The sequence below is a fragment of the Oceanobacillus sp. FSL K6-2867 genome (assembly GCF_037963145.1).
GTDB lineage: Bacteria > Bacillota > Bacilli > Bacillales > Amphibacillaceae > Oceanobacillus.
Genome location: NZ_CP150144.1, coordinates 3,383,491 through 3,396,385, shown reverse-complemented (window position 1 = coordinate 3,396,385; position 12,895 = coordinate 3,383,491). Strand labels below are relative to the sequence as shown.

Annotated in this window: 10 protein-coding genes; 4 read left to right on the top strand and 6 right to left on the bottom strand. The window is 38.6% G+C overall.

Features of this window, described 5'->3' with window-relative positions:
- The first annotated feature begins 89 nt into the window (after window positions 1-89).
- Window positions 90-1,076, top strand: a complete 987-nt coding sequence (locus tag NSQ77_RS16415; RefSeq protein ID WP_339227118.1) for a D-glycerate dehydrogenase — start codon at window positions 90-92, stop codon at window positions 1,074-1,076.
- A gap of 74 nt (window positions 1,077-1,150) precedes the next feature.
- Here the strand turns inward: NSQ77_RS16415 and xsc are convergent, their stop codons facing one another.
- From xsc to NSQ77_RS16395, 4 genes are all read right to left on the bottom strand, one after another.
- Entirely contained in the window at window positions 1,151-2,935 is a 1,785-nt protein-coding gene (gene xsc / locus NSQ77_RS16410) for a sulfoacetaldehyde acetyltransferase (RefSeq protein WP_339227117.1), read from the bottom strand.
- A 16-nt stretch (window positions 2,936-2,951) separates the two neighbouring features.
- Entirely contained in the window at window positions 2,952-3,881 is a 930-nt protein-coding gene (locus NSQ77_RS16405) for a selenium metabolism-associated LysR family transcriptional regulator (RefSeq protein WP_339227116.1), read from the bottom strand.
- 50 nt (window positions 3,882-3,931) lie between these two features.
- Window positions 3,932-5,287 carry an aminotransferase gene (locus NSQ77_RS16400; protein ID WP_339227115.1) on the bottom strand — a complete coding sequence of 452 codons (1,356 nt, stop codon included), beginning with the start codon at window positions 5,285-5,287 and terminating at the stop codon, window positions 3,932-3,934.
- Window positions 5,288-5,781: 494 nt separating this feature from the next.
- Window positions 5,782-6,501, bottom strand: coding sequence for a GntR family transcriptional regulator (locus NSQ77_RS16395; protein ID WP_339227114.1), 720 nt, complete (start codon window positions 6,499-6,501; stop codon window positions 5,782-5,784).
- Window positions 6,502-7,015: 514 nt separating this feature from the next.
- Between NSQ77_RS16395 and NSQ77_RS16390 the strand changes: the two genes are divergently transcribed.
- The 3 genes from NSQ77_RS16390 to NSQ77_RS16380 all read left to right on the top strand — a co-directional run bounded on the left by NSQ77_RS16390 (window position 7,016) and on the right by NSQ77_RS16380 (window position 9,876).
- The gene (locus NSQ77_RS16390) at window positions 7,016-8,188 is read left to right on the top strand and encodes an MFS transporter (RefSeq protein WP_339227113.1); all 1,173 of its coding nucleotides are present in this window, start codon (window positions 7,016-7,018) and stop codon (window positions 8,186-8,188) included.
- A 16-nt stretch (window positions 8,189-8,204) separates the two neighbouring features.
- Window positions 8,205-8,540 (top strand): hypothetical protein, encoded by a 336-nt coding sequence (locus NSQ77_RS16385; RefSeq protein WP_339227112.1) that lies wholly within the window; start codon window positions 8,205-8,207, stop codon window positions 8,538-8,540.
- 430 nt (window positions 8,541-8,970) lie between these two features.
- Window positions 8,971-9,876: an endonuclease gene (locus tag NSQ77_RS16380; protein ID WP_339227111.1), complete on the top strand. Its 906-nt coding sequence runs from the start codon at window positions 8,971-8,973 to the stop codon at window positions 9,874-9,876.
- Between the two features lie 111 nt (window positions 9,877-9,987).
- Here the strand turns inward: NSQ77_RS16380 and NSQ77_RS16375 are convergent, their stop codons facing one another.
- Both NSQ77_RS16375 and NSQ77_RS16370 read right to left on the bottom strand, forming a co-directional pair.
- Entirely contained in the window at window positions 9,988-11,220 is a 1,233-nt protein-coding gene (locus NSQ77_RS16375; protein ID WP_339227110.1) for a M20 family metallopeptidase, read from the bottom strand.
- A gap of 20 nt (window positions 11,221-11,240) precedes the next feature.
- Window positions 11,241-12,836 carry a glutathione ABC transporter substrate-binding protein gene (locus NSQ77_RS16370; protein WP_339227109.1) on the bottom strand — a complete coding sequence of 532 codons (1,596 nt, stop codon included), beginning with the start codon at window positions 12,834-12,836 and terminating at the stop codon, window positions 11,241-11,243.
- Window positions 12,837-12,895 lie beyond the last annotated feature (59 nt).

Genomic DNA, 12,895 nt, shown 5'->3' with positions numbered 1-12,895 from the left:
TTGACAATCTCAACAATCAAAGTTACGTTTAAATTGCCAGAAAAACAACCATCAACAAACCGAGAGATTACTTGAAGGAGCTTATGAAGATGAAGAAAAAAATAATTGTTTATGAGCGGCTTGAAAAACCAGTACTTGAAAGTCTGCAAAAAAAGTACGATGTGAAATTTTTTAAAAATATTGATACGAGAACTAACGAAGAATTCCTGGAGCATCTGAAAGAGGCAGAAGGTATTATTGGATTAGCCTTAGAGGTGAATAAAGGATTGTTAGACAATGCCCCTGAATTAAAAATCGTGAGTAATGTTTCTGTTGGTTATAATAATTTGGATATCGATGAAATATCAAAGCGAAATATTATGGCGACAAATACACCGGATGTATTAACAGATACTGTTGCTGATACCGTGTTTGGTATTTTACTTGCAGCTGCAAGACGCATTCCAGAACTAGACAATTTGGTTAAATCTAAACAATGGGTAGAAGCATTAGGTGCAGACTATTATGGTGTCGATGTACATCACAAAACAATAGGTGTTATTGGAATGGGGAGAATTGGACAGGCAATTGCACAACGCGCTAAGTTTGGATTTGATATGAACGTTTTGTATCATAGCCGTACAAGAAAGCAGGATATCGAAGAAAAATTTGATGCGACATATTGCAGTTTAGATGAATTGTTGTCCAAATCTGATTTTCCTGTTTTAATTACCCCGCTTACCCCGGAAACAAAAGGGCTTATTAGTAAAAGAGAATTTCAGCTTATGAAGAATTCAGCAATTTTTATTAATGCTTCACGTGGAAAAACAGTCGTAGAAAAGGATTTAATCGAAGCATTGCAAACTGGGGAAATTGCTGCTGCAGGTCTAGATGTATTTGAACAAGAACCTGTTGAACCTAACAATCCATTATTAGGGATGAAAAATGTTGTTACGCTGCCACATGTTGGATCTTCCACATATGAAACCGAATTAAAAATGTCGGAGTTAGCAGCTAAAAACCTTGAAGCTGGTCTTAATGGGGAAAAACCACCTACCTTAATCAATCCGAAGATTTGGGAGCTTTTAACTAAATAGCAGGGCATGCAAGTATATAAATAAAAACCTCTATACGACATATCGCGCAGTATAGAGGTTTCCCAATAATAAATCTAGTTTTTATCAGCACCCCATGTCTCATAATCCAAATGCTTATATTTATCTAGCAATCTTGTCGGTAACTGCAATGCATCTCTTCTAAATGGTGGCGCAAGTTGTGTCCCGTCAACATAAATGTTTAAAACTGCTGGCTTACGCTTCTCTAATACTTCTTTCACAACAGGTCCAATATCTTCTGGCTTTTCAATCGTATAACCTAAGGCACCCATTGATTTAGCTACCTCGGCAAACTCTGGTGCTTGGATGTTTGACCCGATAAAGCGATTATTATAATAATCTACTTGATTTTTCTTTTCAGCAGCCCATGATTTGTTATTGAACACACAGGCAATAACTGGGATATTTTGCTCAACAGCAGTACTTACCTCGTGTAAGCTCATTCCCCAAGCCCCATCCCCAATAATTGCAACGACTGGTGAATCTGGCTCTGCAAGCTGAGCTCCGAGTGCTGCTGGATATGCAAAACCAGTATTTCCAAAAGTTAATGCAGCTATATGACGTCTCGTTTGATTAAATCTTAAATAAGCATTTGCAGTCGATGAGACGTTTCCAATATCGGTAGAAATAATCGTATTATCTGGTAACACTTTTGTCAGCTCTAAGAGCGCACGTCTTGGATTAATTGGTGAACCATCTTCCATAGCGAGGTCTACCAACTCTTTTTCCCATGCTGTTTTTTCTTTGCTTACTTCCTCTAATCGATATTGTTTTTTGTCTGGACTAGGAACTGCCTCTTTCAGTAATCTATAAATTTCGTCACTTGTTGCTTTGGCATCCCCAATAATTCCTACTTCAACTGGGTGTGTTCGAGCGATATTTCTTGGATTAATATCCACTTGAATGATTTTTGCAGCTTTCGGGAAATAATCGATATCGTAACAAGGCAATGTGCCAAAGACGGATAGCCTCGTTCCAATCGCTAGTACTACGTCAGCATTCTTTAACGTATTCATTGCAGATTTAGCTCCCATATAACCAATCGGGCCGACTGCTAGTGGGTGATCAGCTGGAAATGCGTCATTATGCATATAAGACACTGCTGCTGGAATTGTCAGGTGTTCTGCAATTTTAACAACGGTGTCCACCCCATCAGCATCAACTGCACCGCGTCCTGAAATAATTACTGGATTTTTTGCGTGCTTTAAAAGCTCTACTGCTTGTTTTGTTAAGGCAGGATCTCCACTTCCTCTAGAATCTGCACGATATTGATGTGGCTGAAGGATTTGATCCTCGAGCTCCCCATAAAATAAGTCTCTCGGGATATCGTAAAGGACTGGACCACGCTCTGCATAAGCGATCCGGAAAGCCGTTCTTAAACAATCGGCTACACGACTTTTATGCGTGACACGTACCGTTTCTTTTGTAATTGCACTAAAAATGGAAACCTGATCCGCTTCCTGGAAACCATCCCATCCGATGGTCGGAGTTCCTGCTGAAGGTGATATGACTACCATTGGCGTATGTGCTTGGTTTGCAGCTGCTACCGATGTAACCATATTTGTAATACCAGGACCGTTTTGACCAATAACTACCCCTGCAACTCCCGACACTCGTGTATACGCGTCAGCCATATGTGCTGCGCTTTGTTCATGTCTTACCGGCAAAAACCGGATCCCAGCAGTTGGAAATAAATCCAGCATATCCATAAAAGCTGAACCCACGATTCCGTATACTTCTTTTATCCCTTCAGCTACAAGTGTTTCAACAATTGCTTCACTTGGCGTCATTTTTACCTTTTCAAGGACACCTTTTTCCATTTCTGCCTGCTGCTTTACCATTAGCAATTCCTCCCTTTTATTGAGCAAGTGGATTAAATGACTTGTATGGATTGTCATTTGCGCTTTTTTTCAATTCATTCAAAAATAAATCTGCAGTTGACTTCAAAACCTGATCTTTACGCATTACAATATAAAAGTAACGATAGAATGCTATATTTTTAATTGGATATGTTGTTAAAAGACTTAGCTTTTTTTCTTTTAAAATCGTTGCTTTTGATATAATAGACACACCTAACCCAGCTTCAACTGCAGCTTTTACAGATTCTGTACTTCCTAGTTCCATTACGATGTTAAGTTCGCTTTCGAGTATGCCCGCCATCTGCAAATAGTGATTAACTACTGCCCTTGTACCAGATCCCTTCTCTCTCATAATAAGCGGGATCTTTTTCAAGTGCTCTGCGGAAACCTTACCATCATTTTCTTTTAAAAAATCAGGAGCTGCTATTAATAATAGTTCATCTGTTAAAAACGGTTCCAAAGTAATTTGTGGGTCATCAATTGGAGTTTCAATTAATCCAACATCCACGGAATGATTCTTTATACAGGAAATAATTGTATCGGAATTAGAAATATCAGCTCGAATCTGCACCATTGGAAAATTGTCTTTGAATCGCTTTAAAAATGTAGGCAAAATGTATTCTCCAATGGTAAAACTGCATCCTATTTCTAAATCTCCATGGATGTTGCTGCCAATCTCCTGTATTTTCTCCTGCGCAGCATCACTCAGTCGGATAATCTCCCTAGCATATTTTATTAAAATCAACGCAGCTTCTGTCATCTCAACTCTTTTTGTTGTTCGTTCAAATAGTTTGGTATGAAGCTCCTCTTCCAGCGCTTTAATCTGCGAGGTAATGGTTGGCTGGGAAACAAATAATACTTTAGCTGCCTCGGAAAAGCTCTTCTTTTCGGCAACAGCTACAAATGTTTTCAATCTTTCATAATTCACGTAATTTCCATCCCCTCAGATTCCCTGTCTTCCTTATATGAATAGACATGTTAAAGACTGCGAATGGCTGACGTTAATGTATCAATTAAAAACTCTAAATCTTCTGCAGTACTTGTTAATGGAGGCGCGACAATAATAACATTGTTTTGTCCTGGAACGGTATCTCCATTTTTTCCAATGATTAATCCTTTTTCTTTACACAACCCTATTATCTTTGCCATTTTTTCATCGGCTAGCGGGAGCTTTGACTGTTTATTTTCTACCATCTCAATACCTAGCAGAAAACCAATTTGCCTAACCTCTCCTACGTTTTTATGATCTATTAAATGATGCAATTCCGATAATGTAGACTCTGCAAGTTTACGTACACGCCCAACAATATTTTCACGCTCAATAATTTCAATATTTTTCAGTGCAACTGCACATGCTGCCGGATGTCCTCCATAAGTGGATACATGACGGAAATGCGAATCCTTTCCTGCTTCTCGAAACACATCATATATTTCAGATTTAACAGCAGTAGCACCTAGTGGTAAGTACCCGCTTGTCAGCCCTTTAGCCATTGTCACAATATCAGGCTGTACCCCCGCTGCATGCTTAAATCCAAACATTTTTCCGGTACGTCCATAACCAGATACTACTTCATCCATAATAAAAAGCACATTGTATTTCTTACAAATTTCCGCTACTCGCTGAATATATTTCATCGATGGAACAATAACACCGCCGCCAGAAATAAATGGCTCCATGATAAATGCTGCAACGGTTTCTTCCCCTTCCCAGTTAATCATTTCTTCCAACAGCTGTGCTGCCTTCAGGTCAGACTCTTCTGGACTTCCATCAAAAATGGAACGGTAGCTGTATGGCGGGTAAACATGTAGAAAGCCTGGCACCCCTGGGTCATATTTAAATCGTCTATTAGCTTGTGCTGTTGCACTTAATGCACCTAATGTTGAACCATGGTAACCACGATAACGGGAAATAACCTTGTATTTCTGCGGATTCCCAGTTTGATTATGGTATTGTCTCGCAATTTTAAATGCTGTTTCATTTGCTTCAGAACCACTATTAGAAAAAAATGTCTGGTATTTCCCACCGAGCAAATCACTAATCTTTGCTGCAAGTTTAATTGCAGGCTGATGGTTCATTGTTAATGGAAAATAGGAAAGGTTTTTCATTTGCTCAGCAGCGGCTTCGACTATTTCTTCACGGCCATGGCCTAGATTTAAGCACCATAACCCAGAAACCCCATCTAAATAACGTTTGCCAGATTCATCCGTAAACCAGGCTCCCTCCCCTTTAACAGCTACAACTTGTTCCGCTTCTGGATTGTAACGATGCATGGCATTCCATAATAACGATGCTTCTTTCTCAGCCACATGATTCATTTCACTTTCCGTCTTCATTCAACCTACCTCCATTCATTTAGTCAGATTATCTATGAAGCAAAACAATAATCAATTCGAAATTTGATTTTGAAAAATGGATCTGGATGGTAATTGATGTACATTAAGTGGTATTCTAATTATTTCGTTTCAAATGCTTACTAATTCCCATATCGGAAAACGCTTACATTTATCCAGAAGTATTCTTTCAAAACTGATTCCTTCCTTGGACGAGTATATATTGTTACACAAAGCCCATTTGTTTTAGCTCTTTTGAAATTTCAACAATCGACTTTCATTCCTTCCTGCTATGAATTTGCAAATAGAAATGGACCTGCCTTGATGATACTGACGTCCGAACCAGTTATGATGTAATAATCTGTTAACAGTATAAAACAGTTCTAACCCAATTTCAATATATTTCGCAAATTCAGTTATTTGAAATGACAATAGGTCTTATTATATCCGGTAATAATTTTATTTCTAATACGTAATTCAGCTGTAAATGTACACTTTTAGCCAAACTTACGTGACAAATTTATTTTAATTGTATATAGATCATTCCGATAAAAGGCCTTTTCGAATTCAATAATTTCACCATTGTGATCTCTAATAATACGTTCAGCAATTAACGCATTTGTTCCATCCGGCATTTTCATAAATTCCCTATCTTCTTCTAAAAAAATACCACTGCTAATTGTCTGCTCAGCTTCCGCTAGTCTAATTCCTAAATTGTTTTCCAGCAAATCATATAATGTAGCATCATTGAGATCGTATTTGATTAATTTTACCCCTATTTCAATCGGATAATAATGTCGTTCGACACCAATTGGCATGTCGTCTGCAAAACGAACCCGTTTTATAAAATAAGCATCTTTAAGACCAATTTTTTCTTGAATATATGGTGTTGTTTCTGTTAAATAATGTGTAACTAATTGTGCTCCTGGCTTCTTCCCCATTTGCAAAATCGTATCTGTTGTACTGCTTAGATTACCGAGCCAATCTTGAATTGGCTTTAAGGAAACGAATGTACCTTTTCCATGCCTTTTCTCTAATACCCCTTCACGAACTAAAAGATTAATAGCTTCTCTAACCGTACTGCGACTAACATGATAATCCTCCATAAACTGCCTTTCGCTTGGTATTTGTTCAGTAAATATTCCTTCCTCAATTTTCTTTTCTATAATATTTTTCAATTGAATATGCAATGCTATCGAATTATTATAATCAAGCATGTTAAAGGCTCCTTTTCGTTTTTATATAAATCATAGCAGAGATTAGATTAATCGAAAAGATGTAGATTAAGAATATGACTCAGCAGTACTTTGATAACCATTTGCCAAGTTTATAAACTTATCAAATATACACTCTAATGGTGTGTTTTACTATACAGGGGGACTGGTACCTTATTTCAAAAATGCTCTTTGAAGAATGTATTAATGAGTCTTTGTTTAACTGGCTATGTCCAGTGTAGATAGATTTTGAGGAATCTTCTTTAAATAGTAGCGGCATGGTTGCCATGTTATCACGTTCTAGGAGTTTTGAGATGTTATTTTTAAGCTGAAAAATCTGATTATAGAATAGCATGATTACATTTGGTGAGACAAAAATTTAAATATTATATAGAGTTAAAGGGTTAAACTAGGCTTCTGTCCCCCATTACGTTAGTACTTTAGCGTAGTGCGGGGCTGACGTTTTTTTCCGTCTATTTTTTCATTTGGAGCATACAATGTTTTCGAGGTGGAAAAATTGAGAGAAGCAACCGCAGACAAATTACACATTTTTGTTATCATGTTTTTAATCAGCCTGATCATGAGTATTCAAGCACCGATTTTCACTCCTTATGCTGCAATGATTGGAGCATCGAGTATATTGATTGGAATTATGCTTAGTGCTGCTCAGCTCGCCAATTTAATTGGAAATCTAATTGCAGGTCCACTTGTTGACAGGTTTGGGAAGCGATTATTTATTACGCTTCCACTGCTTGTATCGGGTAGTTTGTTTATTTTTCATGGTTTAGTGGCTAACACTGCAGAATTATTACTGCTGCGGGCATTAAATGGATTTTCATTAGCCTTTTTGATTCCAGCAGCAATGGCGCTGCTTTCAGGTTATGCAGAAAATAGCCGGCAGCAGGGGAAAAACATGGCTGTGAATGGGATTCTCGGTACAGTCGCAAGTATTATTGCCCCACTGATTGGTGGAAATCTTGGAGATATGGTCGGATACGCCAATTCTTATTTTGTTATTGGGGCAGCACTGATTATAACGTCTATTTATACGATGGCTTTTCTAAAAGATAGACAAGCAGTCACAATAACTAGAAGAAATCAGTCATTGGGACTTATTCAGGTTTTTGCAAATCCGGGTTTGCATATTGTTTTTCTGACAGCCTTTGCCGTAATGTACATTCATGGTGTGATCATCTATGAAATTCCATATTTATCAGTGGAAAAGGGACTATCTACAGTCACAACAGGAAAAATGTTCAGTTTTATGGCTATTGGAACATTCTTTTCCTTATCCCTGTTTTTTATTAATCACTTTGCTCCAGTGAAAAGGCTGATTTTTGGTTTATTTGGGATGTGTATGACTCTGTTTGTACTTATAAATGAGTGGACTGCAGCATTATCGCTTTTGTTATTTTTAATGGGGTTCTTTTTTGGAGTGATAATGCCGGCAATGGCCACAGCAGTAACAGATGCTGTCACAAGGGAAGGACATGGCCGTGCATTTGGAGTGATGTCGGCGGTCTATTCATTGGGAATGATATTCAGTTCATTTGTAACCGGGCTTATTCGTGAGGTGATTTCTCCATATTTTATTGCCTTTTTAATAGGTATGCTGGTTTTGTCATTTATCGGCTATATGAAATTACGGCTACCGCGATCTGCACATACAAAAGCTACTACTTTGCGGTAAGAAGGAAGGGATGACGATGAAGAAGATACTTTGTTTCATTGGAATTATTGCCGTATTGGGATTTACGGCATATTTAGAATTTCCTGAAGACAGCTATCTTGGATTTAGATCAAGCTTTACCAATGAAACGAATGAAGAGTCAGAGGAAGTAAGTGCTGAAGTGGAAGAAGTCGATCAATTTGAAAGCTATTCATCCATAGAATATGAAAAAGAGGGAACTAAAATTGCAGATGGGTATAGAGTCGAGTCATACCGTCAATATAATATTACTGAAGATGACGAAGGGAATATTGTAAAAAAAGTACCAACAGATATTTACAATTATTTAAGATATAAAATAGAAGAGGAATAAGCAATGGCTGAAACTTTCTAAAGGGTTCAGCCATTTTTTCCTTTTGTTTTTTCCAATTTATACTTGATTTTCAAAAATACTTATTATGACTTCTCACACGAATCTCGCCTTCCAAAAGCCGTTTAACTTAAACTAATCCCAAATTAATTAACCCCGATATTGATCTGATTGCCTGTTCGATGATAACGCTTTTGAAGGAAACTAAACGGATAAAATTCTTGTTGATTTGTTCCACTTGCTTCTACTAGAAATTCGGTTTTTAATCGATTTGCGGATTACTGAATCAAGAGAAGATCATTGTCAGGACCTTTCGTTCACAATACTCCCAATTCAAGACTATCCTCCCATCTTTTTAAATTAAGAAGGAATTCTGCCTCTCAACCTTGAAATAACCTTGTGTAACACATTATCTAAGGAGGTGACAGATGATATGATTTTATCAGCCGAACAAACAGAGAAGCTGTTTCCCGTATCAATGGAACCTGAGCGCATTCAACAAATCCTTACAGAAACAGCGAATGCAAAAGCCCTTATCCAGCAGGATCAAAAAGCATATTATGATGAAGAAAAGGACGCACAGATTATCTCTAAGTACTACCATAACATTAATTTTGAGCAGTCAGACATCCTGGACTCTATTCGTCAGCTGCTGGAAGCAAGCCATACCAATCCTGTCCGCTACGATCCATCTGAGTATGTGTATCCTTGGGTCGACCTCCAGCCAGATGGCAGCTTAAAAAGCATTTACTCTGGAAAGATTAGACAACCCGAAAATGTCATTAATGAAGATGCGGATACTACAAAGAAACGAAGGAAAGCAGCAGAAGAATTCCATACTTTCGGGCAAACCGATGAACAACGTCTCGCACAAATTGAATCGAACTTTAAATATAATTGTGAGCATGTGGTACCTCAGTCCTGGTTCAATGAGAGGGAGCCAATGCGCGGGGATATTCACCATTTATTCACATGTGATCCAGCCTGCAACTCGATGCGGAGCAACTTTCCATACCATGATTTCAGCGACTACAATCCAGAACTGATTTCCGCCCAGGGTGTAAAGGAATCCTGTGGAATGTCATTGGATGAACGGTTTGAGCCGGAATACGGAAAAGGTGCAGTTGCCCGAGCCATGCTCTATTTTTTACTAAGATATCCTGATGAAATTGAAGCTTCGCATAAAAAGGAATTAGATGTATCACTGCTCCTAAAATGGCATGAAGATTTTCCACCCGACATTTATGAAAGGCATCGCAACCTTGCTATCTATGAAATTCAGGGCAATCGCAATCCATGGATCGATTATCCAGTTAATCTGATGTGTATTTTTCAATAAAATGAAGATGTGGCAGGGATAAAAGTGTCTAAGAAAAATCCGAACATAATTCAAAAATTCTTCTATTAGACTTTGAATTCGTTCGGATTTTTCTTTTTATAATCTTTCTAATCATTCGTCGGTTCGCTCGAAATAACTACTAGCCAATTGAAATAGTGCTGCAATTCCATAAACAAATGCCTGTTCATCCACATCGAAGCGGGTATTATGATTGGAATATGCTGTTTCAGGATTACCGCCATTTGTTCCTAAGTTAAAGAAAACAGCTGGAACCTCATGTGAATAATAAGCGAAATCTTCTCCACCCATAGACGGATTTTTGTATACAATAGCATCGCTTGTAAATAGCTCCGTAATCGTTTCTTCAAATAATCCACGTAAAGACTTATCTATTTTAATCGATGGTGTTACAAAACGGTAATTCACATCACATTCTCCGCCAAGCCCCTCCGCAATACCCGTTGCAATGGAACGGACTTGCTTCGCAACCGCTTCTCTTGTTGCAGGATTCAATGTCCGAACAGTTCCACTAAGGCTAACTGAATCTGGTATGATGGTTGATTTCGTCCCACCATGGATTTGACCAATACTAACAACCACTGAATCAAGTGGATCCGTATATCGGCTAACAATTTGCTGAAGTGCTGTAATAACTTGGGCCGCAATTGCAACAGGATCGATTGTGCGATGCGGATGTGCTGCATGACCGCCCTTACCCTTTATTTCCAATTCAAATAGATCCATTGCTGCACAGCTGAATTCCGTTTCTGTGATTCCAAATTGTCCTGTTTCTACGGTTGGATGTACATGCAGACCAGCCATCATATCCACTTTTGGATTTTCCAGTACACCATCTGCAATCATTGCAGCTGCACCTTCACCGATTTCTTCAGCTGGTTGAAAAACTAATTTTAACGTCCCTTTTTTCAAGCCTCGTTTCGCAAAAATCTTTGCAGCTCCTAATAGAATCGACGTATGAGCATCATGCCCACATGTATGTGCAACATGATCTGTTATACTTCGATAATCAGCTGTAATTTCATCCATCATTGGAAGTGCATCCATATCAGCACGGAGCCCTACAACAGGACCTTCGTTTTCTCCTTTCAGGATACCAACCACACCTGTCTTTCCAACACCTTCCGTTACCTGATAACCCCAGTCACGCAGTTTTGCTGCCACAATCTGTGCTGTACGGGTTTCTTCGAAGGCAAGCTCCGGATGCTTTCGAAAATCTCTTCTTAATGCAACAACTTCATTAAAAATAGATTTAATCTGGTTGTATAAATCTGAATGAGATGTTTTTAAATTCTCAAATGATGACAATGCTTCATATGTTTCCATGCTGAATGCTCCCTCCTAACTTATTCTTCAATATAAACATCTTTAAGCAGCAAGGTTTTACCTGGTGTCATCGATAAACCTTTAACCTCTTCACGTACACCCAATAAATATTCTGGGTGCACTAAGTAAACCATTGGTGCCTTTTCAGCTAAGAATTCCTGTGCTTCTTTATAAAGGGAAAGGCGTTCATCATCAACTACCGTTTGTCTTGCTTTTTCTAAGAGTTCATCCAATTCATCATATCGAGTAAACATCTTGTTTCCACCTGTTCCCGCATTACTGGAATGGAATAATGGGAATAGGCCGTTGTCCGCGTCTGCTGTTCCATTATTCCATGACATGACATACATTTCATGTCCACCATCGCTCGTTTCAGCTAAAAATGCACCCCATTCAAATATCTCTATTTCTAAATCAATGCCAATTTCAGCGAGCTGCGATTGAATATTCGTCACAATATCGATCCGTTCGCGGCTATCATTTGTCCATACAGTTGCCGATAATCCGTCTTTAAATCCGGCATCTGCCAACAATTCTTTTGCACCTTCAGGATCATAATCAATAGTTGATATGGATTCATTATAGCCAAATACATTTGGTGATAATGGACTAATTGCGGGCGTCCCAATATTATCATAGATTCCTTCTAAGATTTGTTTCTTATCAATCCCCATTGCAATCGCATGCCGAACACGTTCATCATCGAACGGTGCCTGCTCAACATTGAATCCTAAAAACTCAATTCCTAAGCTATTTTGCCGAACGACAGCTAATTCATCATTCCCCTCTACTTGGGCAATATCAGAAGGACTAAGCGGATTTGTGACATGTGAATCCCCTGTCTCTAACTCTGCAAGTCTCGTTAAATCCTCTGGTACCACTTTAAATGTGACGGAATCAAGCTTAGCCGCTTCCTCTCCCCAATAATCTTCATTATTAACAAGTACAACATGCTGACCTGGTGCCCATTCATCAAATTTAAAATATCCCGTTCCTATTGGATGCTGATTCACAACACTTCCAGGCTCTTCTCCTGCTTCCATTGCTTCATAGTCTTCTTTAATTTGTTCTAACGATACAAGACCTGCACTACCATGTGCTAAATTCGATGGCAATGGCGAAAACGGATATTCCGTTATAATTCGAACGGTGTAATCATCGACTACCTTGACCTCGGATATCATTTCAAATCTACTGTAAGAAGATGAGCCAACTTCCGGATCGAGTAAACGATCAATATTTGCTTTTACCACTTCTGCATTAAATGGGGAACCATCATGGAATGTGACATCTTCCCGTAATTGAAACTCCCATGTTGTCTCATCAATCGCTTCCCAGCTTACTGCTAGACCTGGCTCCAATTCCATTTGTTCATTCTGGTTAATCAGCCGCTCAAAAATATTAAATTGTATATCACGAGATGGAACATCATTTGAACCTGCTGGATCCAGTGTCACTGCATCAGATACAGTGGCAATTACAAGATTCCCCCCAGTATCTGCTTGCTCATCTCCTGTTGTCCCATCTGCTTCACCTGGTTCGTCCGCACACGCAGCTAGCACGCTTACCATGTAAAGCAAGATGAAAAGTAAAAATCCTTTTTGATAATTTCTCATTTCTAACTCCCCCCGTTACAAGTCGACAGTTTTTATACTATTTCAAAGAAATGCTAATT

Coding starts and splice junctions, on each gene's coding strand:
- NSQ77_RS16375 (WP_339227110.1), bottom strand. CDS start 11,220: ATGGAAACATATGAAGCATTGTCATCATTTGAGAATTTAAAAACATCT.
- NSQ77_RS16415 (WP_339227118.1), top strand. CDS start 90: ATGAAGAAAAAAATAATTGTTTATGAGCGGCTTGAAAAACCAGTACTT.
- NSQ77_RS16370 (WP_339227109.1), bottom strand. CDS start 12,836: ATGAGAAATTATCAAAAAGGATTTTTACTTTTCATCTTGCTTTACATG.
- NSQ77_RS16380 (WP_339227111.1), top strand. CDS start 8,971: ATGATTTTATCAGCCGAACAAACAGAGAAGCTGTTTCCCGTATCAATG.
- xsc (WP_339227117.1), bottom strand. CDS start 2,935: ATGGTAAAGCAGCAGGCAGAAATGGAAAAAGGTGTCCTTGAAAAGGTA.
- NSQ77_RS16385 (WP_339227112.1), top strand. CDS start 8,205: ATGAAGAAGATACTTTGTTTCATTGGAATTATTGCCGTATTGGGATTT.
- NSQ77_RS16395 (WP_339227114.1), bottom strand. CDS start 6,501: ATGCTTGATTATAATAATTCGATAGCATTGCATATTCAATTGAAAAAT.
- NSQ77_RS16400 (WP_339227115.1), bottom strand. CDS start 5,287: ATGAAGACGGAAAGTGAAATGAATCATGTGGCTGAGAAAGAAGCATCG.